Source organism: Burkholderia sp. PvR073 (assembly GCF_054055695.1).
On record NZ_JBSRXO010000006.1, the window covers coordinates 382,306 to 408,776 of the forward strand.

Annotated in this window: 23 protein-coding genes; 3 read left to right on the plus strand and 20 right to left on the minus strand. The window is 66.6% G+C overall.

Annotated elements, in window-relative coordinates:
- Window positions 1-71 precede the first annotated feature (71 nt).
- Window positions 72-827 carry a cell division protein ZapD gene (gene zapD, locus ACVK00_RS20660; RefSeq protein ID WP_165750835.1) on the plus strand — a complete coding sequence of 252 codons (756 nt, stop codon included), beginning with the start codon at window positions 72-74 and terminating at the stop codon, window positions 825-827.
- A gap of 28 nt (window positions 828-855) precedes the next feature.
- Window positions 856-1,059 carry a DNA gyrase inhibitor YacG gene (locus tag ACVK00_RS20665; RefSeq protein ID WP_006754989.1) on the plus strand — a complete coding sequence of 68 codons (204 nt, stop codon included), beginning with the start codon at window positions 856-858 and terminating at the stop codon, window positions 1,057-1,059.
- Window positions 1,060-1,118: 59 nt separating this feature from the next.
- On the opposite strand, the gene ACVK00_RS20670 is transcribed toward ACVK00_RS20665, so the two are convergent.
- The 4 genes from ACVK00_RS20670 to secA all read right to left on the minus strand — a co-directional run bounded on the left by ACVK00_RS20670 (window position 1,119) and on the right by secA (window position 6,646).
- Complete coding sequence (locus tag ACVK00_RS20670; RefSeq protein ID WP_284895094.1) at window positions 1,119-1,577, minus strand: NUDIX domain-containing protein; 459 nt, start codon at window positions 1,575-1,577, stop codon at window positions 1,119-1,121.
- A complete protein-coding gene (locus ACVK00_RS20675) occupies window positions 1,574-2,443 on the minus strand; it encodes an ATP-binding protein (RefSeq protein WP_284895096.1) in 870 nt (289 codons plus the stop codon). Before ACVK00_RS20675 ends, ACVK00_RS20670 begins: the two co-directional genes overlap by 4 nt.
- 19 nt (window positions 2,444-2,462) lie before the next feature.
- The gene (gene argJ / locus ACVK00_RS20680; RefSeq protein WP_284895098.1) at window positions 2,463-3,704 is read right to left on the minus strand and encodes a bifunctional glutamate N-acetyltransferase/amino-acid acetyltransferase ArgJ; all 1,242 of its coding nucleotides are present in this window, start codon (window positions 3,702-3,704) and stop codon (window positions 2,463-2,465) included.
- Between the two features lie 143 nt (window positions 3,705-3,847).
- Window positions 3,848-6,646, minus strand: a complete 2,799-nt coding sequence (secA, locus tag ACVK00_RS20685) for a preprotein translocase subunit SecA (RefSeq protein ID WP_284895100.1) — start codon at window positions 6,644-6,646, stop codon at window positions 3,848-3,850.
- 267 nt (window positions 6,647-6,913) lie between these two features.
- On the opposite strand from secA, the gene ACVK00_RS20690 reads away from it, so the two are divergent.
- Window positions 6,914-7,393 carry a DUF721 domain-containing protein gene (locus ACVK00_RS20690; protein WP_006756825.1) on the plus strand — a complete coding sequence of 160 codons (480 nt, stop codon included), beginning with the start codon at window positions 6,914-6,916 and terminating at the stop codon, window positions 7,391-7,393.
- Window positions 7,394-7,471: 78 nt separating this feature from the next.
- Here ACVK00_RS20690 and lpxC read toward each other — a convergent pair whose 3' ends face one another.
- From lpxC to rsmH, 16 genes are all read right to left on the minus strand, one after another.
- On the minus strand, window positions 7,472-8,389 hold the full coding sequence (gene lpxC / locus ACVK00_RS20695; RefSeq protein WP_166722702.1) for a UDP-3-O-acyl-N-acetylglucosamine deacetylase: 918 nt from the start codon (window positions 8,387-8,389) through the stop codon (window positions 7,472-7,474).
- 240 nt (window positions 8,390-8,629) lie between these two features.
- Entirely contained in the window at window positions 8,630-9,136 is a 507-nt protein-coding gene (locus ACVK00_RS20700; RefSeq protein WP_011655895.1) for a peroxiredoxin, read from the minus strand.
- Between the two features lie 198 nt (window positions 9,137-9,334).
- The gene (gene ftsZ, locus ACVK00_RS20705; RefSeq protein ID WP_006752448.1) at window positions 9,335-10,531 is read right to left on the minus strand and encodes a cell division protein FtsZ; all 1,197 of its coding nucleotides are present in this window, start codon (window positions 10,529-10,531) and stop codon (window positions 9,335-9,337) included.
- A gap of 190 nt (window positions 10,532-10,721) precedes the next feature.
- Window positions 10,722-11,954 carry a cell division protein FtsA gene (gene ftsA / locus ACVK00_RS20710; protein ID WP_006752447.1) on the minus strand — a complete coding sequence of 411 codons (1,233 nt, stop codon included), beginning with the start codon at window positions 11,952-11,954 and terminating at the stop codon, window positions 10,722-10,724.
- Window positions 11,955-11,980: 26 nt separating this feature from the next.
- The gene (locus ACVK00_RS20715) at window positions 11,981-12,733 is read right to left on the minus strand and encodes a cell division protein FtsQ/DivIB (RefSeq protein WP_354122913.1); all 753 of its coding nucleotides are present in this window, start codon (window positions 12,731-12,733) and stop codon (window positions 11,981-11,983) included.
- 19 nt (window positions 12,734-12,752) lie between these two features.
- Window positions 12,753-13,694: a D-alanine--D-alanine ligase gene (locus ACVK00_RS20720; RefSeq protein WP_166722700.1), complete on the minus strand. Its 942-nt coding sequence runs from the start codon at window positions 13,692-13,694 to the stop codon at window positions 12,753-12,755.
- A 1-nt stretch (window position 13,695) separates the two neighbouring features.
- Complete coding sequence (murC, locus tag ACVK00_RS20725; protein ID WP_284895106.1) at window positions 13,696-15,093, minus strand: UDP-N-acetylmuramate--L-alanine ligase; 1,398 nt, start codon at window positions 15,091-15,093, stop codon at window positions 13,696-13,698.
- 79 nt (window positions 15,094-15,172) lie between these two features.
- Entirely contained in the window at window positions 15,173-16,276 is a 1,104-nt protein-coding gene (gene murG / locus ACVK00_RS20730) for an undecaprenyldiphospho-muramoylpentapeptide beta-N-acetylglucosaminyltransferase (protein ID WP_166722698.1), read from the minus strand.
- A gap of 121 nt (window positions 16,277-16,397) precedes the next feature.
- A complete protein-coding gene (gene ftsW / locus ACVK00_RS20735; protein WP_006752441.1) occupies window positions 16,398-17,681 on the minus strand; it encodes a putative lipid II flippase FtsW in 1,284 nt (427 codons plus the stop codon).
- The gene (gene murD / locus ACVK00_RS20740; RefSeq protein ID WP_284895107.1) at window positions 17,678-19,186 is read right to left on the minus strand and encodes a UDP-N-acetylmuramoyl-L-alanine--D-glutamate ligase; all 1,509 of its coding nucleotides are present in this window, start codon (window positions 19,184-19,186) and stop codon (window positions 17,678-17,680) included. Before murD ends, ftsW begins: the two co-directional genes overlap by 4 nt.
- A gap of 27 nt (window positions 19,187-19,213) precedes the next feature.
- Window positions 19,214-20,383 carry a phospho-N-acetylmuramoyl-pentapeptide-transferase gene (gene mraY / locus ACVK00_RS20745; protein WP_228906741.1) on the minus strand — a complete coding sequence of 390 codons (1,170 nt, stop codon included), beginning with the start codon at window positions 20,381-20,383 and terminating at the stop codon, window positions 19,214-19,216.
- Between the two features lie 16 nt (window positions 20,384-20,399).
- Window positions 20,400-21,806 carry a UDP-N-acetylmuramoyl-tripeptide--D-alanyl-D-alanine ligase gene (locus ACVK00_RS20750; RefSeq protein ID WP_228906739.1) on the minus strand — a complete coding sequence of 469 codons (1,407 nt, stop codon included), beginning with the start codon at window positions 21,804-21,806 and terminating at the stop codon, window positions 20,400-20,402.
- Window positions 21,803-23,341, minus strand: a complete 1,539-nt coding sequence (locus tag ACVK00_RS20755) for a UDP-N-acetylmuramoyl-L-alanyl-D-glutamate--2,6-diaminopimelate ligase (protein WP_284895110.1) — start codon at window positions 23,339-23,341, stop codon at window positions 21,803-21,805. Before ACVK00_RS20755 ends, ACVK00_RS20750 begins: the two co-directional genes overlap by 4 nt.
- Complete coding sequence (locus ACVK00_RS20760) at window positions 23,338-25,185, minus strand: peptidoglycan D,D-transpeptidase FtsI family protein (RefSeq protein WP_228906735.1); 1,848 nt, start codon at window positions 25,183-25,185, stop codon at window positions 23,338-23,340. The genes ACVK00_RS20755 and ACVK00_RS20760 overlap by 4 nt, the downstream gene beginning before the upstream one ends.
- A complete protein-coding gene (gene ftsL, locus ACVK00_RS20765; RefSeq protein WP_166722693.1) occupies window positions 25,182-25,523 on the minus strand; it encodes a cell division protein FtsL in 342 nt (113 codons plus the stop codon). Before ftsL ends, ACVK00_RS20760 begins: the two co-directional genes overlap by 4 nt.
- Entirely contained in the window at window positions 25,520-26,461 is a 942-nt protein-coding gene (gene rsmH / locus ACVK00_RS20770) for a 16S rRNA (cytosine(1402)-N(4))-methyltransferase RsmH (protein ID WP_006752434.1), read from the minus strand. The genes ftsL and rsmH overlap by 4 nt, the downstream gene beginning before the upstream one ends.
- Between the last annotated feature and the right edge of the window lie 10 nt (window positions 26,462-26,471).

The window sequence follows — 26,471 nt, forward strand, 5'->3', positions numbered from 1 at the left end:
TTGCTAGGGTAGACAGTGAGCATTAGAATGTCCTGCATTGTTTCAATCCCTACCCCGAGAGGCGAGCGCGCTTGATTCTTTACGAGTATCCGTTCAACGAGCGAATTCGCACGCTGTTGCGCCTCGAAGACTTGTTCGAGCGCTTCGCGTTCTTTTTGGCTCAGGAGGACCCGCGTGAACATCACGTCGCGCTGACGACGCTGTTCGAAATCGCCGAGGTCACGGGCCGCGCGGACCTGAAATCGGATCTGATGAAGGAACTCGAACGTCAACGCCAGACGCTCGCTCCCTTTCGCGGCAATCCGGGCATCGAACAGAATGCGCTCGAAGCCGTGCTCGGTGAAATCGAGCAGACGCTCGCCAATCTTGCGCAGATGCAGGGCAAGACCGGGCAGCATCTGGTCGACAACGAGTGGCTCGCCAGCATCCGCAGCCGCGCGGTAATTCCCGGCGGCACGTGCAAGTTCGATCTACCGTCGTACTACGCGTGGCAGCAATGGCCCGCGGAACAGCGGCGCCACGACATCGCGAAATGGATCATGCCGCTGCTGCCGCTGCGCGACGCGGCGGCAATCGTGCTGCGGCTCGCTCGCGAATCGGGTCAGGCGTCGAAGGTGATGGCGATGCAGGGCAGCTACCAGCAGATGCTGTCGGGGCGCAGCTACCAGCTGATGCAGGTGCGCGTGCCGCCGGAACTGCGCGTGATTCCCGAAGCGAGCGCCAACAAATACATGCTGTGGGTACGGTTCACCATGCAGGACGGCGACGTGCGGCCGCGCGCGGTGGACATCGACGTGCCGTTCCATCTGACACTCTGCAATCTGTAACGGCCCCGCGCCGGTTCGACGCTTTCGTATGACTACCGTTGTGAAATGTCCTTCGTGCGGCGCAGAAGTGCGCTGGACACCTGAAAACAAGTTCCGCCCGTTCTGTTCGGCCCGTTGCAAGCAGCTCGACCTCGGCGCATGGGCCGCGGAAAAGTACCGGATCGGCGGATCCTCGGACGAAGGTCCGTCGTCCGAGGAAGAAGACGGCACCGACGGCCGTCGCGACAGCTGAGCGGCGCGCGGTACTCCGCAGGCGGATACGGCCCGCTTTTCAGGCGAGCCGCCGCGGCGTCATTGCGACGCCGCTTCCTTCTCGAGCAATTCCAGCACCGGCAGCGCCGCCGGCAGCAGCGGCGCGACGTCGACCGGCAGTTCCTGCCACACAAACGCCTGGCCTTCCTTGCTGTGCGGCTCTCCCGTCCAGCCCGTCACCTTGCAGAAATAGAGCCGCACGTACGCGTGCGGATAGTCGTGCTCGAGCGTATGCCAGCGATGGCTGGCGGTGACGACGATGCCGAGTTCCTCGTGCAGCTCGCGCGCCAGCGCGTCCTCGACGCTCTCGCCGGCTTCCAGCTTGCCGCCCGGGAACTCCCAGTAGCCTTCGTACGGCTTGCCCTGCAGCCGCTGCGCAAGCAGGTAACGGCAGCGGCCGACCGGGTCGCCGGGTTGTACCATCACGCCGACCGCGACTTCCGTCACCTTGCGGCCGTCGGGCGCGCGCACGGCGCCCACTGCGGAATCCGTGCTCATACCTGCTCCTTGCGACCCGACCAATCGCGCGCGAACTGCCACGCGACGCGCCCCGAGCGCGAACCGCGCTCGAGCGCCCAGACGAGCGCGTCGCCGCGCGCCGTCTCGATCTCGCCGTCCGGGCAACCGAAATGGCGCAGCCAGTGCGCGACGATGTCGAGATAGTCGTCCTGCTTGAACGGGTAGAAGCTGACCCACAGGCCGAAGCGCTCCGACAGCGAAATCTTTTCCTCGACGACTTCACCGGGGTGGATCTCGCCGTCCGGCAGATGCTTGTACGACTCGTTGTCGCTCATGTACTCGGGCAGCAGATGGCGGCGGTTCGACGTCGCGTAGATCAGCACGTTGTCGGACTGCGCGGCGATCGAGCCGTCGAGCGCGACCTTCAGCGCCTTGTAGCCCGATTCGCCTTCCTCGAACGACAGATCGTCGCAGAACACGATGAACCGCTCCGGACGCTGCGCGATCAGCTCGACGATGTCGCCGAGATCGTGCAGGTCGTCCTTGTCGACTTCGATCAGGCGCAGCCCGTCCTTCGCATAGGCGTTCAGGCACGCCTTGATCAGCGACGACTTGCCGGTGCCGCGCGCACCGGTCAGCAGCACGTTGTTCGCCGGCTTGCACCGCACGAACTGTCGCGTGTTCTGTTCGATCAGCCCTTTCTGCCGATCGATGTTGTGCAGATCGTCGAGCGTGATCGACGACGCGGCCGGCACCGGCTGCAGATAGCCGCGCCCCTGGCGCTTGCGCCAGCGGAACGCGGTGGCGGCATTCCAGTCGACAGCCGCCGCTGCGGGCGGCAGCATCCCCTCGAGGCGGCCGAGCAGCGCTTCGGCACGCGTCAGAAACTGTTCGAGCTTGTCCATGTCGTCCGAGCGCTCCCGATCAGGAGCGGTAATCCGCGTTGATGCTCACGTAATCGTGCGACAGGTCGCACGTCCAGACGGTAGCCTGCGCGTCGCCGCGGCCGAGCAGCACGCGGATCGTGATTTCGCTCTGCTTCATCACGCGCTGGCCGTCCTCTTCCTGGTAAGCCAGGTTGCGGCCGCCGGCCTTCGCGACGAGCACGTCGTCGAGATAGAGATCGATCTTGCCGACGTCGAGATCCGTGACGCCCGCATAGCCGATCGCCGCGAGAATCCGGCCGAGGTTGGGGTCGGATGCGTAGAAGGCCGTCTTCACCAGCGGCGAATGACCGATCGCGTAGGCAATCTGGCGGCACTCGGCGACACTCTTGCCGCCTTCGACCTGCACCGTCATGAATTTCGTCGCGCCTTCGCCGTCGCGCACGATCAGCTGCGACAGCACCTGGGCGACCTGCGTGACCGCTTCGCGCAGCGCCGCATAGGCCGGCGAGTCGGTCGACGTGATCGCGGGCAGCGTGCTCTTGCCCGATGCGATCAGGATGAACGAGTCGTTCGTCGACGTGTCGCCGTCGATCGTGATGCAGTTGAACGAGCGATCGGCCACGTCCTTCACGAGCGTGTCGAGCACCGGCTGCGCGACGTTCGCATCGAACGCCAGGAAGCCGAGCATCGTCGCCATGTTCGGCTTGATCATGCCCGCGCCCTTGCTGATGCCCGTCAGCGTGACCGTGTGACCGTCGATCGTCACCTGGCGCGACGTGGCCTTCGGCAGCGTGTCGGTCGTCATGATCGTCTGCGCGGCGTCGTACCAGTTCGCGGCCTTGCGGTTCGCGAGCGCGGCCGGCAGCCCTGCCTTCAGGCGGTCGATCGGCAGCGGCTCGAGAATCACGCCGGTCGAGAACGGCAGCACCTGTGCGGCGTCGATGCCCGCGAGGCGCGCGAGTTCCGTGCAGGTCTCACGCGTGTTCGCGAGGCCCGGCTCGCCGGTGCCCGCATTCGCATTGCCCGTATTCACGACGAGCGCACGGATGCCCGCGCCGCCCGCACGCACATTGGCCAGGTGCTCGCGGCACACGATCACGGGTGCGGCGCAGAAGCGGTTCTCGGTGAATACGCCGGCGACCGTCGCCCCTTCCTCGACGGAGATGACCAGCACGTCCTTGCGATTCGGCTTGCGGATGTTCGCTTCCGCCCAGCCAAGCGTGACGCCGGCGACGGGATGCAGTTGGGCGGGATCGATCGACGGAAAATTGACAGCCATGGGGCACACCTGCCGGATGGAAAATGCCGGCACGCGCCGGCATTGATTGGAAGAACCGACGGCCGCACGAGCGGGCCGCCGCAACTCACTTCACTGACTCGAAGCTGCGGATGAAGCGGCACGCCGATGCGCGCCGCCGCCGATCATGACAGCTTCCCGTGACATTGCTTGTACTTCTTGCCGCTGCCGCACGGGCACGGGTCGTTGCGGCCGACCTTCGGCATCTCGCCGCCGGGGCCGCTGTGGGTCATCGCGCTGCCGACCATGTCGGCCGTCGCGGTGGCCGCCGTGGCGGCCGCGACGTTCGCCACCGGCGCGCCGGATTCCGCGTAGTCGGCATGCTGGTACTCGACGTTCTCGAGATGACCGCTGCGCTCCTCGATCTGCTCGGCGGCTTCCTCGAGCTGCTCGGGCGACTGGATCTGCACGTTCATCACGATGCGCGTGACTTCCTGCTTGATCGCATCGAGCATCGCGGCGAACAGCTCGAACGCTTCGCGCTTGTATTCCTGCTTCGGGTTCTTCTGCGCATAGCCGCGCAGGTGGATGCCCTGGCGCAGGTGGTCGAGCGCAGCGAGGTGCTCGCGCCAGAGGCGGTCGACCGTCTGCAGCATCACCGAACGCTCGAACGCGCTGAACGATTCGCGGCCGACCATCGCGACCTTCGCCTCGTACTGCTCGTCGGCGGCGGTCGTCACGGCGTCGAGAATCTCGTCGGCCGTGATCGACGATGACTCGTTCACCATTTCCTGGATCGCGAGGTCGAGCTGCCAGTCGTTGCGCAGCGCTTCCTCGAGTTCGGGCACGTCCCACTGTTCCTCGATGCTGCCTTCCGGCACGAACTGGCGGACGACTTCAGTGACCACGCCGTGACGCATCGCCGAGATCGTCTCGGTGATGTCGTGGGCTTCGAGCAGTTCATTGCGCTGCTGATAGATCACCTTGCGCTGGTCGTTCGACACGTCGTCGTATTCGAGCAGCTGCTTGCGGATGTCGAAGTTGCGTGCTTCGACCTTGCGCTGCGCGGATTCGATCGAACGCGTGACGATGCCGGCCTCGATCGCCTCGCCTTCGGGCATCTTCAGACGATCCATGATCGAACGCACGCGGTCGCCCGCGAAGATGCGCAGCAGCGGATCGTCCAGCGACAGATAGAAGCGCGACGAACCCGGGTCGCCCTGGCGGCCCGCACGGCCGCGCAGCTGGTTGTCGATCCGGCGCGATTCGTGGCGCTCGGTGCCGATGATGTGCAGGCCGCCTGCGGCCTTCACCTGCTCGTGCAGCGTCTCCCACTCGTCGTGCAGTTGCTTGATGCGGCGCGCCTTTTCGTCGGCCGGAATCGCTTCGTCGGCTTCGATGAACGCCGCCTGCTTCTCGGCGTTGCCGCCGAGCACGATGTCGGTACCACGGCCGGCCATGTTGGTCGCGATCGTGATGCGTTTCGGACGGCCGGCTTCCGCGACGATCGCGGCTTCACGTTCGTGCTGCTTCGCGTTCAGCACTTCGTGCGGCAGCCCGGCCTGCTTCAGCAGGTGCGACAGCAGTTCCGAGTTCTCGATCGATGTCGTGCCGACCAGCACCGGCTGACCGCGCTCGTAGCACTCGCGAATGTCGCGGATCACCGCGTCGTAGCGCTCCTTGGCGGTCTTGTAGATCTGGTCCTGCTTGTCGATCCGCTTCGGCGGCCGGTTGGTCGGGATCACGACCGTCTCGAGGCCGTAGATCTCGTTGAATTCGTACGCTTCGGTGTCCGCCGTACCCGTCATGCCCGCGAGCTTCGCGTACATCCGGAAGTAGTTCTGGAACGTGATCGATGCGAGCGTCTGGTTCTCGCTCTGGATCTTCACGTGTTCCTTCGCCTCGACCGCCTGGTGCAGGCCGTCGGACCAGCGGCGGCCCGCCATCAGGCGGCCCGTGAATTCGTCGACGATCACCACTTCGCCGTTCTGCACGACGTAGTGCTGGTCCTTGTAGAACAGCGTGTGCGCGCGCAGCGCGGCGTACACGTGGTGCATCAGCGTGATGTTCTGCGGCGCGTACAGGCTCTCGCCCTCACCGATCAGGCCCCACTCGGCGAGCAGTCGCTCGGCCTTCTCGTGGCCCGACTCCGTCAGGAACACCTGGCGCGATTTTTCGTCCAGCGTGTAGTCGCCCGGCTTCTCGACGCCCGTGCCGTCGGCCTTCTCCTCGCCGATCTGGCGCTCGAGCAGCGGCGGCAGCGCGTTCATCCGCACGTACAGTTCGGTGTGATCTTCCGCCTGGCCCGAGATGATCAGCGGCGTACGTGCCTCGTCGATCAGGATCGAGTCCACTTCGTCGACGACCGCGAAGTTCAGTGCCCGCTGCACGCGCGCTTCGGTCTCGTAGACCATGTTGTCGCGCAGGTAGTCGAAGCCGAACTCGTTGTTCGTACCGTAGGTGATGTCCGACGCGTAGGCCTGCTGCTTCTGCTCGTGCTCCATGCCGGACAGGTTGATGCCGACCGACAGACCGAGGAAGTTGTAGAGACGCGCCATCCATTCGGCGTCGCGCTGTGCGAGGTAGTCGTTGACCGTCACGACGTGCACGCCGCGGCCAGCCAGCGCATTCAGGTACACGGGCAGCGTTGCGACGAGCGTCTTGCCCTCGCCGGTGCGCATTTCCGCGATCTTGCCGTAGTGAAGCACCATGCCGCCGATCAACTGCACGTCGAAGTGGCGCATCTTCAGCACGCGGCGGCTCGCCTCCCGGCAGACCGCGAACGCCTCGGGCAGCAGCTTGTCGAGCGACTCACCGGCCGCGACCCGCTGGCGGAACTCATCCGTCTTGCCGCGCAACTGGTCGTCCGTCAGCTGCTCGATCTGCGTTTCGAGCGCATTGATCGTCGCGACGGTCTTTTGATATTGCTTGACGAGCCGCTGGTTGCGGCTGCCAAAAATTTTCTGGAGAAAACCGGTTGTCATCGGATCGGATCCTGCGTCGCAGCACCGGCGCCCGGCGCGTATTGCGCGCCCCGACGCCCGAGCCTCGGCGGCTTAGCGAATTAGTGGAATCAAACGAGGAATTTTAGCACGCGGGGACGCATGCGCCCGTGTCCCGGCTGGACGCGCGCCGCGCGGCGAACCCGCGCGGGCCACCAGGCGCACGGCCCGAAAGCCGCCCGTGCGCGGGCCGGCGCGGGTACAATCGGCGTCAACGTCCGCGCACGTGCGCGCCCGAAGAATGCCTCGATGAACCGATTTTCCAAGCGTTTCGGCCCGCTCTCCGCGTATCGCCCCCAACCCGTGTCCGAAGTGCTCAACCGCACCGACGCGTTCGCCGCGCTGCGCGCCGGCGTCGAACAGGTGGCGTCGCTGCAGCGCGACCTCACCGCGCTCCTGCCCGACTATCTTGCGAATCATGTCGAACCGGGCTCGATCAAGGACGGCACCCTGACCCTCTTTGCCGCGCACAATGCGCTCGCTGCCCGGCTGCGGCAGGTCGAGCCGCGGCTGCTCGCCGAGTTGCAGAAGCGCGGCTGGCCGGTTTCGGCGCTGCGCGTACGCGTGCGTCCGAAGGACGCGCCGGAGCCGCCGCACGTAAAGCAGGCGCGCATGACGACCGTCGGCGCCGCCGCGTTGCGCGAACTCGCCGATCACCTCGAGCCGTCGCCGCTGCAGGCCGCGCTCGCGCGGATGGCCGCGCGGCACGGCGCGAAGTCGTCGCGCTGAGCGCGCCGTCGACCGCGCGCCGCCCAATAAAAAAGCGACCCGAAGGTCGCTTTTTTATTGGCTCGTGACGGACGCCGATCAGGCGAAGGCCGTCTGCGTGTCGAACGCGAAACCGCTCGGTGCGGCTTGCGGATCGTCGAACGTGACGATCTCGTATGCGTCTTCGTGGGCGAGCAGCTCGCGCAGCAGCGCGTTGTTCAGCCCGTGACCCGACTTGTATGCCGTGTACGACGCCAGCAGCGGATGTCCGACCACGTACAGGTCGCCGATCGCGTCGAGCATCTTGTGCTTCACGAACTCGTCGTCGTAGCGCAGCCCGTCGTTGTTCAGGATCCGGTATTCGTCGAGCACGATCGCGTTGTCCATGCTGCCGCCGCGTGCGAGACCCAGCTCGCGCATCATTTCGACTTCGTGGGCAAAACCGAACGTGCGCGCGCGCGCGATCTCGCGCACGTATGACGTGTTCGCGAAGTCGACCTCGAGCTCCTGGCCGGTCTTGTCGACCGCCGGATGACGGAAGTCGATCGTGAACTTCAACTTGAAGCCGAAATACGGCTCGAGACGCGCGAACTTGTCGCCGTCACGGATTTCGACCGGCTTCGTCACCTTGATGAAGCGCTTCGGCGCGTTCTGCTCCTCGATGCCCGCGGACTGGATCAGGAACACGAAGGACGCGGCGCTGCCGTCCATGATCGGGATTTCCTCGGCCGTCACGTCGACATAGAGATTGTCGATGCCGAGGCCGGCGCATGCCGACATCAGGTGCTCGACGGTCGATACGCGCGCGCCATCCTTCTGCAACACCGACGCGAGCCGCGTGTCGCCGATCGACATCGCGGATGCCGGAATGTCGACGGGCGTGGGCAGGTCGACGCGCGAGAAAACAATCCCCGTGCCCGGCGCGGCCGGACGGAGCGTCAGTTCGACCTTGCGGCCCGAGTGCAGACCGATACCCACGGTCTTCACGATCGATTTGATGGTGCGCTGCTTCAGCATGGTCTTCTTCAACTTGATTGAGAATATCAATCAGGAGTTATATTCGATAGGTGGGATTATAGCGTAATTCCCTATTCAACGCTGTTTGAAACTGCGTATCAATCTGTTTCGACTGTTTACCCGCGTCGATACGGGACGGGCCGATGCCCGGAACGGAGGCGTTTCCGGTCATCGGCCCGTGTTACAACTGCCCCGACGGCGGTGAGCAGCGTTGCCGGCAGGCAACGGCGCACCGCACGATCAGGACGTCAACGTCGCGAGAACACTCGCCGCATCGCTTACTTCGAACTTGCCCGGCGCTTCGACAGCCAGCGTCTTGACCACACCGTCGTCGACCACCATCGCGTAGCGCAGGGAACGGATTCCCATGCCACGCGCGGACAAATCCTGCGTCAGCCCCAGCGCATGAGTGAAAGCAGCGCTGCCGTCCGCCATCATGCGCACCTTGCCCGCGGTGTGCAGATCACGTCCCCATGCGCCCATCACGAATGCGTCGTTGACGGACACGCACCAGAGCTCGTCGATGCCCGCCGAGCGCAGTTGCTCGGCGTGCTCGACATAGCCCGGCACATGCTGCGCCGAACAGGTCGGCGTGAAAGCCCCCGGCAATCCGAAGATCACCACCCGCTTTCCCGCCACCTGGTCGCGCACGCTGAAGGCGTTCGGCCCCAGCGTGCAGCCTGCGCGCGCGTCGTCGATGAACTCGAACAATTGCGCGTCGGGCAGCGCGTCGCCCACTTGAATCATGGCTGGTCCCTCATAGCGATACGGTTTTTCAGCGTATTGCGGACAGCACGTCCCATCCCGCTCCGCTCATGCGAAGAGGGCACGTTTCCCGGCCCGGCGTCGCATCCGACGCGGCCTGTCGTGGTCCGTGGCATCCGTCACGCCGGCGTTACCGCGGCAATCTCAGCGATTGCGCCGCGGCTTCGCCTGTGTGCGTCGTCAGTCAGCCTGCTTGCGCAGGAAAGCCGGGATGTCGTACGTATCGACACCCTTCTCCTGCAGCGCCTGCACGTGCGATGCCGCGGTTTCGCGCGAGTTGCGCCACACCGCCGGCGTATCGAGCGCGCCGTAGTCGGCCGTGCTGACGTGTTGCGGCTGCGCGTAACCGTGCGAGACCGCGCTGACCGGCTGGTTGTCGGTACCCGTGCGCAGCAGCGTCATCGGAGCCGATTGCTGCTTCTTCGCCGCACGGCCCAGACCCGTCGCCACGACCGTCACGCGCAGTGCATCGCCCATCGCGTCGTCGTACACCGCACCGAAGATCACCGTCGCATCTTCCGCCGCGTAGCTCTTGATCGTGTTCATCACTTCGCGCGTTTCCGACAGGCGCAGCGAACGGCTCGACGTGATGTTGACCAGCACGCCGCGCGCGCCCGACAGATCGACGCCTTCGAGCAGCGGGCTCGCCACGGCCTGTTCCGCCGCGAGGCGTGCGCGATCGACGCCGGCGACCGTCGCCGTGCCCATCATCGCCTTGCCCTGCTCGCCCATCACCGTCTTCACGTCTTCGAAGTCGACGTTCACGAGACCATCGACATTGATGATTTCGGCAATGCCTGCGACCGCGTTGTTCAACACGTCGTCCGCGCACTGGAAGCACTTGTCCATCTCGGCGTCATCGCCCATCACGTCGAACAGCTTGTCGTTCAGAACGACGATCAGCGAGTCGACGTGATCCTCCAGTTGCTGCGAGCCTGCTTCCGCGACGCGCATGCGCTTGCCGCCTTCGAATTCGAACGGCTTGCTGACGACGCCAACCGTCAGGATGCCCATCTCCTTCGCGATCTGCGCGACCACCGGCGCCGCGCCCGTGCCCGTGCCACCGCCCATGCCGGCCGTGATGAACACCATGTGCGCGCCACGCAGTGCATCGGCGATGCGCTCACGCGCTTCTTCCGCCGCGGCACGGCCCATTTCCGGCTTCGCACCGGCGCCCAGGCCCGTGTTGCCCAACTGGATCACCGACGATGCGCGCGAACGCGACAGCGCCTGAGCGTCCGTGTTCATCACGATGAAGTCGACGCCCTGCACGCCGCGGTTGATCATGTGCTGAACGGCATTGCCGCCAGCGCCGCCAACGCCGACCACCTTGATGATGGTGCCGTTGGTTTCGGTTTCCAGCATTTCGAATTCCATTGTTGCCTCCGTCAAGAAAATAAGACTACTCGGCCGTTATTCGGCAGGAGATCGGGCAACCCCCTGTCGCGCGCCAGCCGCCGGCACCAGCGCGAATTTCGATTCGGTTCATCCCCAGGACAACGTCGGGCCGCCCCGCGTTTTCCTGGCCCCCTCGGGGGCAGGCTCGGCGTACCGAGCCGTGGGGTACTCAAAAATTGCTCAGGAACCATTCCTTCATCCGCGAGAAGATCTGCCCCGCGTTGCCGGACTGCACGGCGACCTTGCGGCCGCGCATGCGCTGCGCACTGCCTTCGACGAGCAAGCCCATCGCCGTCGAATAGCGCGGATTGCGCACTACGTCCGCGAGGCCGCCCGCGTATTCCGGCGCGCCGATACGCACCGGTTTCAGGAAAATGTCTTCGCCGAGCTCGACCATGCCCGGCATCATCGAAGCCCCGCCGGTAATGACCACGCCGGAGCTCAGCAGTTCTTCGTAACCCGACTCGCGCACGACCTGCTGCACGAGCGAGAACAGTTCCTCGACGCGCGGCTCGATCACCGCCGCGAGCGCCTGGCGCGACAGCGTGCGCGGACCGCGTTCGCCGAGGCCCGGCACTTCGACCATCTCGTCCGGATCGGCGAGCGCCTGCTTGGCAATGCCGTAGCCGACCTTGATGTCTTCCGCGTCCGGCGTCGGCGTGCGCAGCGCCATCGCGATGTCGCTGGTGATCTGGTCGCCGGCGATCGGAATCACCGCGGTATGACGGATCGCGCCTTCGGCGAAGATCGCGATGTCGGTCGTGCCGCCGCCGATGTCGACCAGCACCACGCCGAGATCCTTCTCGTCTTCCGTCAGCACGGCCAGCGACGACGCGAGCGGCTGCAGGATCAGGTCGTTCACTTCCAGCCCGCAGCGGCGCACGCACTTGACGATGTTCTGCGCGGCGCTGACCGCGCCCGTCACGATGTGCACCTTCACCTCGAGGCGGATGCCGCTCATCCCGATCGGCTCGCGCACGTCTTCCTGGCCGTCGATGATGAATTCCTGCGTGAGGATATGCAGCACCTGCTGGTCGGTCGGGATGTTGATCGCCTTCGCGGTCTCGATCACGCGCGCGACGTCGGTCTGCGTGACTTCCTTGTCCTTGATCGCGACCATCCCGCTCGAGTTGAAGCTGCGGATGTGGCTGCCGGCAATCCCCGTGAACACGTTGGTGATCTTGCAGTCGGCCATCAGTTCGGCTTCCTCGAGCGCGCGCTGGATCGACTGCACGGTGGCCTCGATGTTGACCACCACGCCCTTCTTCAGACCTTTCGATTCGCTCTGGCCGAGGCCGATGACCTCGTAATGGCCTTCGCCCTTCAGCTCGGCGACGATGGCCACCACCTTCGACGTGCCGATGTCGAGGGAAACCAGCAGATCCTTGTAGTCTTTGCTCATAAAGTGCTCTTGCGTGTGATCTCTCGTTACTTCTTGCGCTTGTCGGTATCGGTCAGGAACCGCATGCCTGCCGCACGAATCGCGAATCCGTTCGGATAACGCAGGTCCGCGTACTCGATGTCGTTGCCCCAACGCTCCGTGACAGCCGGCCACGCGGCGACGAGGCGCTGGCTCCGGTCATGCAGGGTCTCGCTGGTGCGCTCCTTGCCCAGTTCGACCTGCATGCCGTTCGACAGCTTCACCGTCCACGCGTAGCGCGCCGACAGCGTCACTTCTTCCGGCGCCGCCTTCAGCGGCGCAAACCAATTCGCGAAGTCGCGATACCGCGTGACGACTTCCTTCGCACTGCCCTCCGGGCCGTCGAAGGCCGGCAGTTCCTGATCGAGCTCGCCCTGGTTCGCGGTGAACAGCTCGCCGTCGACGCTCACGAGCTGCGCGCTGCCCCAGGTCCCGAGCGGGTTGTACTCCTCGAGCGTGACAGCCAGCGCATTCGGCCACACCCGGCGCACGCTCGCGTGACGCACCCACGGCATCTGCTCGAACGCGGCACGCGCCGAGTCGAGATCGACCGTGAAGAAGTTGCCTTTCAGCCGGCCGACCACGCCCGCGCGCACCGTCGGCGAGTTGATGTGCTCGGTGTCGCCGTCGATCCGGATCTCGCGCAACGCGAACGTCGGACGCTGGATCAGCCAGTAGCAGCCGGCCGCCGCCAACACGAGCAGCAGCAGCGCGTACAGCGCGCTGGCGGCAAGGTTGAGTTGGCGAACGTTGTTCCACATACGTCGTTCCGTTCCTGCGTCAGTCGTTGAGCGTAAGCGACAGCACCTTCACGACCAGCTCCGAATAGCCGATGCCGATCGAGCGCGCGGCCTTCGGCGGCAGCGAATGGTCGGTCATCCCGGGGGCCGTGTTCACTTCCAGGAAATACGCGTTGCCGGCGGCGTCGAGCATGAAATCCGCCCGCCCCCAGTCGGTGCAACCGAGCACGTCGAACGCGCGACGCGCGATGCGCTTCAGCTCGGCTTCCTGTTGCGCCGGCAGCCCGCACGGAATCAGGTACTGCGTATCGTCGGCGACATATTTCGCGTGGTAGTCGTAGAACTCACCCGCCGGCACGATCTTGATCAGCGGGAGATCGAGATCGCCGGCGATGCACGCGGTGTATTCGCCGCCGCCTTCGATGCTCTTCTCGACGATCACGATCTTGTCGTGCGTCGCGGCTTCCGACAGTGCGGCGGGCAACGCGTCGGCCGTCTTGACCTTCAGCACCGCGACGCTCGAGCCTTCGCTCGCCGGCTTCACGAACAGCGGCAGACCGAGCTTCGCGACGATGTCCGTCGCGCGCGCCGCGTAGTCGTCGCCGCGCATCACCGTCTCGAACGGCGGCGTCGGCACGCCCGTCTGCTGCCACACGAGCTTCGTGCGGAACTTGTCGAGGCCGAGCGCCGAGCCGAGCACGCCGCTGCCCGTGTAGCGGATCCCGTAGAAATCGAGCGCGCCCTGGATCTGGCCGTTCTCGCCATAGCCGCCGTGCAGCGCGTTGAACGCGCGCACGAAACCTTCATCCTTCAGCGCCGACAGCGGCCGCTCTGCCGGGTCGAACGGATGCGCGTCGATGCCCGCGTCGCGCAGGCCCTGCAGCACGAGGCGGCCCGAGGTAAGCGACACCTCGCGCTCGGCGGATTCGCCGCCGAACAACACTGCCACCTTGCCGAAACGTTTCGGATCGATCCCGCTCATGTCATCCCTTCTGTTGCGTGTTCTGCACGATCTTCGCCGGCACGCCGCCGATCGAACCCGCGCCCATCGTGATCACCACGTCGCCGTTCCGCGCGACCCCCGCCAGTGCGTCCGGCACGTCGTCGACCGTCGCGACGAATACCGGGTCGACCTTCCCCACCGCACGCAGCGCACGCGACAGCGCGTCGCCGTTGGCCGTCGCGATCGCCGCTTCGCCGGCGGCATAGACTTCCGTCAGCACCAGCGCGTCGACCGTCGACAGCACGTTGACGAAGTCGTCGAAACAGTCGCGCGTGCGCGTGTAGCGGTGCGGCTGGAACGCCAGCACGAGGCGGCGGCCCGGAAACGCGCCGCGCGCGGCCGCGACCGTCGCGGCCATCTCGACCGGGTGGTGGCCGTAGTCGTCGATCAGCGTGTACTGGCCGCCGTCCGCACTCGGCACCTCGCCGTAGCGCTGGAAGCGCCGGCCGACGCCGTTGAATTCCGCCAGCGCCTGCTGGATCGCGTCGTCCGACACGCCGAGATCGGTCGCGATCGCGATCGCCGCGAGCGCGTTCTGCACGTTGTGCAGGCCCGGCAGGTTCAGCACCACCGCGAGCGGCGCACGGCCTTCGCGGATCACCGTGAAGTGCATGCGGCCGTCGCGCGCGTCGATGTCTTCGGCGCGCACCTGCGCATCCGGCGACAGGCCGTAGCGCACGACCGGCTTCGAGATGAACGGGATGATCTGCCGCACGTTCGGATCGTCGACGCACACGACCGCGCTGCCGTAGAACGGCAGGCGCTGCGTGAATTCGATGAACGCCTGCTTGAGCCGCGCGAAATCGTGGCCGTAGGTGTCCATGTGGTCGGCGTCGATGTTCGTGATGACTTCGATCACCGGATACAGGTTCAGGAACGACGCGTCCGACTCGTCGGCCTCGGCGACGATGAAGTCGCCCGTGCCGAGCCGCGCGTTCGCGCCGGCGCTGATCAGCCGGCCACCGATCACGAAGGTCGGATCGAGGCCGCCCGCCGCGAGCACGCTCGCGACGAGGCTCGTCGTCGTGGTCTTGCCGTGCGTGCCGGCAATCGCGATCCCCTGCTTCAGGCGCATCAGCTCCGCGAGCATCACCGCGCGCTGCACGATCGGCACGCCCTGGTGCCGTGCGGCCAGTACTTCGGGATTGTCCGAGCGCACGGCCGTCGACACGACGACCGCGTTCGCGCCCGCGATGTTCGCCGCGTCGTGGCCGATCGCGATCCGCGCGCCGAGCGCCGCGAGACGATCGGTCACCGCGTTGCGCGACAGGTCCGAGCCGCTGACCTCATAGCCGAGGTTGACGAGCACTTCGGCGATGCCGCTCATGCCCGCGCCGCCGATCCCGACGAAATGAATCTGTTTGACGATGTGTTTCATGTCAGCCTCCGCCGGGCCGCCCCAAGGAGGCTGACCGCCCCCTTGGGTGACAGCGAACGAAGTGAGCGTAGGGGTTGTTTCATTTAATTTCTTCCAGGTTCGCGCCGGCCACCTTCGCGCAGATGCGCGCGACTTCGTCGGTGGCCTCGGGCTTAGCCAGCGAGCGCGAACGCTCCGCCATGTCCGCGAGCGATGCCCGCGACTGGCCGCGCAGCCAGTCGGCGAGCAATTCCGCCGACAGGTCTCGTTGTTGCACCAGCACCGCCGCGCCCGCATCGGCGAGGAACGCGGCGTTGGTCGTCTGGTGATCGTCGACCGCGTACGGGAACGGCACGAACAGCGCGGCCACGCCCACCGCCGCGATCTCCGACACCGTCATCGCGCCGGAACGGCAGATCACGAGATCCGCCGCCGCGTACGCGCTCGCCATGTCGTCGATGAACGGCACGAGCCGCACGGCGTCGCCGCCCGCGAAACCGGCCGCTTCGTAATTCGCCTTCAGCGCGTCGATGTGCTTCGCGCCGGCCTGGTGCACGACGCGCGGGCGCTCGCCCGGCGCCAGCAGCGCCAGCGCGCGCGGCACGACTTCGTTCAGTGCGGCCGCGCCCAGGCTGCCGCCGACCACCAGCAGGTTCAGCGGGCCGCTGCGCGATGCATAGCGTGCTTGGGGCGTTTCCGTGCGCGCAAGTTCCGCGCGAATCGGGTTGCCGGTCCATTCCGCGTGCGGCAGCGCGCCGGGGAACGCGACGAGCACGCGCTTCGCGAATTTCGCGAGCACTTTGTTCGCGAGGCCGGCAATCGAATTCTGCTCGTGCAGCACGAGCGGACGGCCCGACAGCGCGGCCATCACGCCCGCCGGGAACGTGATGTAGCCGCCCATCCCGAGCACGACGTCGGGCCGCACGCGGCGCAATGCGCCGAGGCTCTGCCAGCACGCGCGCAGCAGGTTGAACGGCAGCGTCAGCTTGGTCTTCAGACCCTTGCCGCGCAGTCCGCCGAAGCGCACGTATTCCATCGGAATGCCGTGTTTCGGCACGAGCGTCGCTTCCATCCCGGCCGGATTGCCGAGCCATACGACGCGCCACCCCGCCGCTTCCATCCGGTGCGCGACAGCGAGCCCCGGGAACACGTGGCCCCCGGTGCCGCCTGCCATCACCATCAGCGTGCGTCGCGACGCGGTCATACCTTCCCTCCGCGCATCAGCAAGAATGAATCAATGTTTTGGCTACGGCCGCTACGCTTGACTTCGCACGCTGCGCGCACGAAGTTAGCCTTCGCCGAAATCGCGTACTGACGCGGGGAGGTCATACCTTCCCTCCCCGCATCAGTACGCGATTTTCGTAATCGACCCGCAGCAGCACCGCGAGCGCGACGCAATTCAGCAGAATGCCCGAGCCGCCGTAGCTCACGAGCGGCAGTGTCAGGCCCTTGGTCGGCAGCAGGCCGAGGTTCACGCCCATGTTGATGAACGTCTGCGCACCGAACCAGATGCCGATGCCCTTCGCGGTCAGGCCCGCGAACGTGCGATCGAGCGCGAGCGCCTGACGGCCGATCTCGAATGCGCGGCGCACGATCCAGTAGAACAGCAGGATCACGACCAGTACGCCGACGAAGCCGAGTTCCTCGCCGATCACCGCGAGGATGAAGTCGGTATGCGCTTCAGGCAGGTAGTTCAGCTTCTCGACGCTGCCGCCGAGGCCGACGCCGAACCACTCGCCGCGGCCGAACGCGATCAGCGAGTGCGTGAGCTGGTATGCCTTGCCCTGCGCGTAGCGCTCGTCCCACGGATCGAGATACGCGAAGATCCGCTCGCGACGCCACGGCGACAGCCACACGAGCATCGTGAACGTGCCGACCGCCGTCGCGACGAGGCCGCCGAACAGCTTGCCGTTCACGCCGCCGAGGAACAGCACGCCCATCGCGATCGCGGCGACCACCATGAACGCGCCCATGTCCGGCTCGAGCAGCAGCAGCGCGCCGACGAGACCGACCGCGAACGCCATCGGCAGGAAGCCCTTCGCGAAGCTCTGCATGTATTCCTGCTTGCGCACCGTGTAGTTCGCCGCGTAGATCGTCACCGCGAGCTTCATGATTTCCGACGGCTGCATGTTCGTGATGCCGAGCGGAATCCAGCGGCGCGCGCCGTTCACGCCCTTGCCGACGTGCGGAATCAGCACGATCACGAGCCCGACGAGCGCGATCAGGAAGAGATGCGGCGCGTACTTGTCCCACGTCGACACCGGTACGCGAAACGCGATCACCGCCGCGATGAACGCGACGCCGAGCGACACGCAGTGACGCATCAGGAACGCGTAATCGTGATACGCCGCGTATTTCGGCGAATCGGGCATCGCGATCGACGCCGAATACACCATCACGACGCCGAGTCCGAGCAACGCGATCGCGACCCACAACAGCGAGTAGTCGAAGTCCAGCATCCGCGAGCGGCTCGGCCGCACGCCGTTGACGACGCTGGCGAGGCCGCCCGTCGCGGCGCGCGTGGCCGACGCGACGCGGCCGCCCGCGGCATTGCCGCCGGTGCCGCGCCGGTCGTTGAAACGGGAGACGAGGCGATCGGACCAGCTCATGTCGTCGCTCCTTTGTCGATGGCGATTTCGTCCACGGCCGCGCGGAACACGTCAGCGCGGTGGGCGTAGTTCCTGAACATGTCGAGGCTCGCGCACGCGGGCGACAGCAGCACCGCGTCGCCCGGCTCCGCGAGGTCGGCCGCCGCATGCACCGCCGCCTCGAGCGTCGCGTGGTCGGCAAGCGGCACGCCCGTCTCGGCGAGCGTGTCGCGGATCGCCGGCGCATCGCGGCCGATCAGCATCACCGCGCGGCACCACCGCGCGACGGGCGCGACGAGCGGCGCGAAATCCTGCCCCTTGCCGTCACCGCCCGCGATCAGCACGATCTTCTGCGCGAGTCCGTCGAGCGCGGCCACCGTCGCGCCGACGTTCGTTCCCTTGCTGTCGTCGACGTAGTCCACGTCGTCGATCGTCGCGATCACTTCGACGCGATGCGCTTCGCCGCGGTATTCGCGCAGCGCGTGCAGCAGCGGCGCGGCCGGCAGGTCGATCGCACGCGCGAGCGCGAACGCGGCCAGCGCGTTCGCCGCGTTGTGCAGCCCGCGAATGCGCAGCGCGTCGGCCGGCATTAGGCGCTTTTGCGCGATGTCGGGCGTATGCGCGCCGTCGCGCTTGCGCCGGCGGCTCGTCGTCTCGTCCGGCGCGTCACGGTCGACCGCCTCGACCAGCCATGCGATGCCGTTGTCGCGCGACAGGCCGTAGTCACCCTGCTGCGTCGGTTCGTTCAGGCCGAACGTGACCGTGCGCGCCGCATCGGCCGCGCCGGCGGCCGGCGCGAACTTCATCACGGCCGCATCGTCGCGATTGAGCACGCGCGTCGTCGTCGCGCCGAAGATCCGGCCCTTCGCCGCGGCATACGCGTCGAAGCTGCCATGCCAGTCGAGATGATCCTGCGTGATGTTGAGAATCGCGGCCGCATCGGGCGCGAACGTGCGCGCCGTCTCGAGCTGGAAGCTCGACAGTTCGAGCACCCATACGTCGGGCAGCGCCGTCTCGTCGATCGCGCCCGCGAGCCGGTCGAGCATCGCCGGGCTGATGTTGCCGGCGACGGCGACCTTCTTGCCCGAACGCTGGCACAGCAGGCCCGTGAGGTTCGTCGTCGTGGTCTTGCCGTTGGTGCCGGTGATCGCGAGCACCTTCGGCTGGTAGCCGCTCGTGCCGAGCGCGCGCAGCGCCTGCGCGAAGAATTCGAGCTCGCCCCACACCGCGATCGCGCGCTCGTTCGCGGCCGCGATCAGCGCGGCGAGCGCCGGTTCGAGCGGCGACAGGCCAGGGCTCAGGCCGACGATCTCGACGCCGCCGTCGAGCAGCGCGGGCGTGAACGGCCCGCCGACGAACTCGGTATCGATGCCTTCGGCCTGCAGCGCGGCAAGGTTCGGCGGCGCCTCGCGGGTATCGGCAATACGCAGCCGGCACCCGTGCCTCGCGCACCATCGCGCGATCGCGAGGCCCGATTCCCCGAGCCCCAGTACGAGCACCATCGGCCGCTGCCGATCTCCAAACATCTCGCCAGACATCCTTTTACCTTTCCTTTACCGCAACTTGAGGGTGGACAGACCGAACAGGCACAGCATCAGCGTGATGATCCAGAAACGCACCACCACCTGCGTTTCCTTCCAGCCGGACAATTCGAAATGGTGATGCAGCGGCGCCATCTTCAGCAGGCGCCGCCCTTCGCCGTAACGCTTCTTCGTGTACTTGAACCACGACACCTGCAGCATCACCGACAGCGTTTCCGCGACGAAGATGCCACCCATGATGAACAGCACGATTTCCTGGCGCACGATCACCGCGACCGTGCCGAGCGCGCCGCCGAGCGCCAGCGCGCCGACGTCGCCCATGAACACCTGCGCGGGGTGCGTGTTGTACCAGAGGAACGCGAGCCCTGCCCCGCCCATCGCCGAACAGAAGATCAGCAGTTCGCCCGCGCCCGGAATGTGCGGGAACAACAGGTATTTCGAATAGACCGAGCTACCCATCACGTATGCGAACACGCCGAGCGACCCACCGACCAGCACGACCGGCATGATCACGAGGCCGTCGAGGCCGTCGGTAAGGTTCACCGCGTTGCTCGCGCCGACGATCACGAAGTAGGTCAGCACGATGAAGCCCCACACGCCCAGCGGGTAGCTGATCGACTTCAGGAACGGCAGCATCAGGTCGGCACGCGCGGGCAGCCCCATCGACAGGCCGCTGCGTACCCACGCCATGAACAGGTCGAACACGCGCACGTTGCTCGCCTCGGACACGCTGAAGGCCAGGTAGACCGCCGCGAACAGCCCGATCACCGATTGCCAGAAATACTTTTCGCGCGACGACATCCCGCGCGGGTCCTTGTAGACGACCTTGCGATAGTCATCGACCCAGCCGATCACGCCGAAACCGAACGTGACGAGCATCACGATCCAGATGAAACGGTTGGTCAGGTCGCCCCACAGCAGCGTCGCGACCGCGATGCCGATCAGGATCAGCACGCCTCCCATCGTCGGCGTGCCGGACTTCACGAGGTGGCTCTGCGGGCCATCCTTGCGCACGGCCTGCCCGACCTTCATTTGCGTCAGCTTGCGGATCACCCACGGTCCGCACACGAGCCCGATCCCGAGCGCGGTGATGGTAGCCATCACCGCACGGAACGTCAGGTACGTGAACAAGCGCAAAAAGCTTGCGTCGCCCTGCAGCCATTGCGCCAGCGCCAGCAGCATGCTTCCTTCCTTCTACTCAGTGTGCGGCGGGCACCGTGCCCGCCGCGGATTGGTTCGTCAGCGCGTCAACCACGCGCTCCATCTTCATGTACCGCGAGCCCTTCACGAGCACCGTCGCCTGTGCGCCGTAGCCCGCCGCGAGCAGCGCCGCCACCAGCGCGCCGACGTCGCCGAAATGGCGGGCCGTGTCGCCGTACGCCGTGCACGCATCGCGCGACGCGTCGCCAAGCGCGAACAGCGCATCGATGCCGCGCTCGCGCGCATACGCGCCGATCTCGCGGTGGAATGCCGGGCCTTCGTCGCCGACCTCGCCCATGTCGCCGATCACCAGCACGCGCGGCGCCGGTTGCGCGGCCAGCACGTCGATCGCCGCGCGCATCGAGTCAGGGTTTGCGTTGTAGGTGTCATCGACGACCGTCGCGCCCGCGAGGCTGCCGACGTCCGCCTGCCGGACCTGCAGACGCCCCTTGACCGGCTCGAACGATTCGAGGCCCTGCTTGATCGCCGCCAGCTCGATGCCCGCCGCGAGCGCCGCCGCCGCCGCCGCCAATGCGTTGCGTGCGTTGTGCTCGCCGAGCGCGCGCAGGCGCACCGTCACCGCGCCCGATGGCGTGTCGATCGCAAGCTCGCCGCCGTGCAGACGGCCCGTGACCTGCGCTTCGACCTGCCGTTCGGCATCGTGCAGCGCGAAATCGAGGATCGGGTTGCCGGTCGCCGCGACGCGCCAGATGCCCGCGTACGCATCGTCGGCCGGAAACACCGCGACGCCGTCCGGCGTCAGCGCGTGGATCACGGCCGCGTGCTCGAGCGCAACGGCTTCGACCGTCGCCATGAATTCCTGGTGCTCGCGCTGTGCGTTGTTGACGAGCGCGACGGTCGGTGCCGCGAAGCGCGCGAGGATGTCGGTCTCGCCCGGGTGGTTCATCCCGAGTTCGATCACCGCGACGCGATGCGCGCCGGACAGGCGCAGCAGCGTCAGCGGCACGCCGATGTCGTTGTTCAGGTTGCCGGCCGTCGCCAGTCGCGCGTCGGCGCCGACTGCCGCCGCGAAGATCGACGCGATCATTTCCTTGACGGTCGTCTTGCCGTTGCTGCCCGTCACCGCGACGAGCGGCACCGCGAAGCGCTTGCGCCAGCCGTGTGCGAGCGCGCCGAGCGCGGCACGCGTTTCACCGCCCTCGACGACCGGCATCGCGAGACCCGCCGGCACGTGCGCGACGAGGGCCGCGGCTGCGCCACGCGCAGCCACGTCGCCCAGGAAGTCGTGCGCGTCGAAGCGGTCTCCCTTCAGCGCGACGAACAAGTCGCCCGGGCCGACCGTGCGACTGTCCGTCGACACGCGCTCGAACGTCGTGTCCGGATCGCCGTGGACGGTGGCGCCGGGAATCAGGCGGGCGGCTTCGCCGAGACTGAGCATCGTCATTCGCCGCCTCCCTTGCCGTGCGTCGCGCGTGCCGCGAGCGCGAGCCGTGCGTGATCCTGATCGGAGAACGCGCGCTTCTTGCCCATGATTTCCTGCGTCGCCTCGTGGCCCTTGCCGGCCAGCACGACGACATCCTCGCGGGCGGCGCCGCGCACGGCCTGCAGGATCGCGCTTGCGCGATCCTCGATGCGGCGCGCGCGATCGGGCGCCGTCATGCCCGCGATGACCTGGTCGATGATGCGCTGCGGATCTTCGCTGCGCGGGTTGTCGCTCGTGACGACGACTTCGTCCGCGAGCCGCTCGGCGATCGCGCCCATCAGCGGGCGTTTCGTCGCATCGCGATCGCCGCCGCAGCCGAACATGCAAACGAGCCGGCCGCCGCGCGCGGCCGCGATCGGGCGCAACGCGTCGAGCGTCTTCTCGAGCGCATCGGGCGTATGCGCATAGTCGATCACGACCAGCGGTTCGTCGTTCTGCAGCCGGCCGCCCAGGCGCTGCATGCGGCCATTGACGGACTCGAGCCGTGCGATCTCCGCGACCGCCGCGTCGAACGGCACGTCGGCCGCGAGCAGCGAGCCGAGCACCGCGAGCAGGTTGCTGACGTTGAACGCGCCGAGCGTGCCGACCTCGACGTCCGCGTCGCCCCACGACGAACGCAGGTGGAACGCCGTGCCCGTGGCGGTGGCGCGCACGTCGAGCGCGACCAGTTCGCGATCGGCGTCGGGCCCCTGCGCGTCGCCGATCCCGTATGCGATCGTGCGCACGCGGCCGGCCAGCTTCTCGAGCAGGCGGCGGCCGGCTGCGTCGTCGCGATTGACGACCGCCGCGCGCAGGCCGCGCCATGCGAACAGCTTCGCCTTCGCGGCTTCGTACGCGTCGAACGTGCCGTGATAGTCGAGGTGATCCTGGGTGAGGTTCGTGAAGACGGCGATGTCGAATGCCGTGCCGTTCACGCGGCCCTGATGCAGCGCGTGCGACGACACTTCCATCGCGACGGCCTTCGCGCCCGCGTCGTGCAGCTGCGCGAGGCTGCGCTGCAGCTGCGGCGCGTCCGGCGTGGTGAAGCCGGTCGGTATCAGATGCCCGTGCATGCCGCTGCCGAGCGTGCCGATCACCGCGCACGGCTGGTGCAGCGCCGTCAGCGCGGCGGCGATCCATTGCGTGCACGACGTCTTGCCGTTCGTGCCGGTCACGCCGATCGCGAGCAGGCTGTCGCTCGGGTCGCCGTACCAGCCGCTGGCAATCTCGCCGGCCAGTTGGTCGAGCGCCGGCACCGCGAGTGCGACGGGCACGGCCGGTGCGGCCGAAAGACCTTCCGGCTGATACAGCACGGCGGCCGCGCCACGGGCGACGGCATCGGCAATGAAGGCGCGATTGTCTGCCCCGTCGACCGCATAGCCGAGAAACACGTCGCCGGCCTGCAGGCTGCGCGTGTCGGCATGCAATTGCGCCGCGGGAGCCACATGCTGGCGCAGCCACGCAAGCGCGGCTGCGATCTGCTGATGCGCCGGATGGGAACTGCGAGCGGCGCTCATCGAACAACTCCTGGTGAATTACGTGTCGTGCTGGATACGATCATATGCTTCGCACCGCTGCCCGCGGCGAGCTTTTGCGGGCCCGGCTTGGCAGGCGCGCCCGGCGCGTCGTCGGACACGACCAGCTGCTTGATCGGCATGTTCGGCGGCACGTTCAGCGCGCGCATCGTATCGCCGGCGATCGCAGAGAATACGGGGCCCGACACCTGGCCGCCGAAGTGGCTGCCGGCGGTCGGTTCGTCGACCGACACCGCAACGACGATGCGCGGATTCGGCATCGGCGCCATCCCGACGAACGACGCGCGGTACTTGCGCGTGTAGCCGTGGCCTTCATGCTTGTACGCGGTACCGCTCTTGCCGCCGACGCGATAACCCGGCACGGCAGCGTCCGGGGACGTACCGCCCGGCGCGACCACGGTCTCGAGCATCGTGCGCACTTCGCGCGCGGTGGTCGGCGTGAATACCTGCGTACCGGTGATCTGCTGGTTGGGGTCGGTCTTGAAAATGGTGACCGGCATCATCTCGCCGTCGTGCGCGATCGCGGTGTACGCGCGCGCAAGCTGGAACAGCGACACCGACAGGCCATAGCCGTACGACATCGTCGCCTGCTCGATGCGGCGCCAGCTCTTCCACGGACGCAGGCGGCCGGCCGCGGCGCCCGGGAAACCGACCTTCGGCGCCTGGCCGAGGCCGATGCTCGTGTACATATTCCACATTTCCTCGGGCCGCATCGTCATCGCGATCTTCGTCGCGCCGATGTTGCTCGACTTCTGGATCACGCCGCCGACCGTCAGCGTGCCGAAGCCCGCATCATCGGTGATCGGCGCGCCGTCGAGCACGAAGTGGCCGTTGCCCGTCTCGACGAGCGTGTTCGGCGTCACGCGATGCAGGTCGAGCGCGAGCGACACCGTGAACGGCTTCATGATCGAGCCCGGCTCGAACACGTCGGTGAGGATCCGGTTGCGCAGCTGCTCGCCCGTCAGGCGCGTACGGTCGTTCGGGTTGTAGGTCGGATAGTTGACCAGCGCGAGCACCTCGCCGGTGCGCACGTCGACGACCATCGCCGCGCCGGCCTTCGCCTTGAACTTCTCGACGGCGGCCTTCAGGTTCGCATAGGCGATGTACTGGATCTTGCTGTCGATCGACAGGCCGACGTCCGTCCCGTTGTGCGGGGGAATCTGTTCGGCGACGTCCTCGACGATGTGCCCCAGCCGGTCCTTGATCACGCGGCGCACGCCGGACGTGCCGGACAGCATTTTCTGGTCGCCGAGCTCGACGCCTTCCTGACCTTCGTCCTCGACGTTCGTGAAGCCGATCAGGTGGGCGGTGATCTCGCCTTCCGGATAAAAGCGCTTGTACTCGTTGCGCTGATAGATACCGGGGATATCGAGCGCGGCGACCTTGTCCGCGACGTCGATCGGCACCTGGCGCTTTACATAGACGAAACCCTTGTCTTCCGACAGCTTCACGCGCAGTTCCTTCGGCGTCATGCCGAGGAGCTTGCCGAGCTGGTTGATCTTGTCCGCGCCGAGATCGTCCGGCACGGCGTCCGGAATCGCCCAGATCGCGCGCACGGGCAGACTCGTCGCGAGCACGAGCCCGTTACGGTCGAGGATCTTGCCGCGCGTGGCGGGCAGCTCGAGCGTGCGCTGATAGCGGCTTTCGCCCTGCTTCTGATAGAACGCGTTGCCGGGCCCCTGGATCCAGAACGCCCGCGCGGCGAGCGCGACGAACGCCATGAACAGCATGAACACGACGAGTTTCGAGCGCCACATCGGCAGGTGCACGCCGAGCACGGGGCTCGACGAGAATTTCACGTCCTGGCGCTTTTGCGACGGCTTCATCGCGCGCCCCCCTTACCCTTGGTGGCCGCGTCGGCCGAGGCGGGAATCGGCGCGTCGATCGCCTTCACGGCGCCCGGCGGCAGCGTCAGGTATTGGGTGCGGCCCGTCGTGATCGGCTGCATCTTCAGCGAATCGTTCGCGAGTTGCTCGATGCGCGACGTCTTCGACAGCGCGCTCTGCTGATATTGAAGCTGCGCATAGTCCTGCTGGAGCTGACGCTCCTGCGACTGCGCGCGCTGCAGCTGGATGAAGATCTGGCGCTGCTGGTTCGTCGAGTTGACGACCGACAGCGCGCAGCCCATCACGATGATCAGCAGGAAGATATTGAAGCGGCTCATGGCGTGACGCGCTCCGCGATGCGCATCACGGCCGACCGGGCGCGCGGATTCGCGACGACTTCCGCTTCGCTCGGGAATTGACGGCTGATTATCTTGAGCGGCGGGCTCGGGAGGTCGACGGCACGGATCGGCAGGCGACGATCGACCGCGGGCGCACTCGCGTGCGCCTGCATGAATCGCTTGACGATCCGGTCCTCGAGTGAATGAAAGCTGATGACCACCAGCCGCCCCCCTTGCTCCAGCAACGACAATGCCGCGTCTAGTACGACTTGCAGGTCCGCAAGCTCTTGATTGACGTGAATCCGTATAGCCTGAAAGGTGCGGGTTGCCGGATCCTTGCCCTTCTCACGGGTTTTGACGACGTGACCCACGATTTGGGCAAGCTCGCCCGTGGTGTCGAGAGGCCCAAGACGGTCGGACTCTGCCCGGCGAGCAACAAGCGCCTTTGCAATCTGAAAAGCAAACCGTTCTTCCCCATAATCCCGTATCACCTCCGTCAATTCCTGCACCGAAGCCCGCGCGAGCCACTCGGCCGCCGACTCCCCACGCGTCGGATCCATTCGCATGTCCAGCGGGCCATCGGCGCGAAAGCTGAAGCCGCGCGCCGGATCGTCCACCTGCGGCGAAGACACGCCCAGGTCCAGCAACACACCCGACACCTTCTCGATACCGCGCGCCGCAAGCGCGTCGCGCATCGATGCAAAGCTGTCATGCACGATCGAGAAGCGCGCATCCTCGATGCGCTGCGCTGTCTCGATCGCCCTCGGATCCTTGTCGAACGCGATCAGCCGGCCGGCCTCCGCCAGTCGCGCGAGTACCGCGCGGCTATGGCCGCCGCGCCCGAACGTGCCGTCGACATAAATGCCGTCCGGCCGCGTCACGAGCGACTCGACTGCTTCGTCCAACAGCACGGTCCGATGCTGCAATTCATTTCCCATCGCGGGCGTC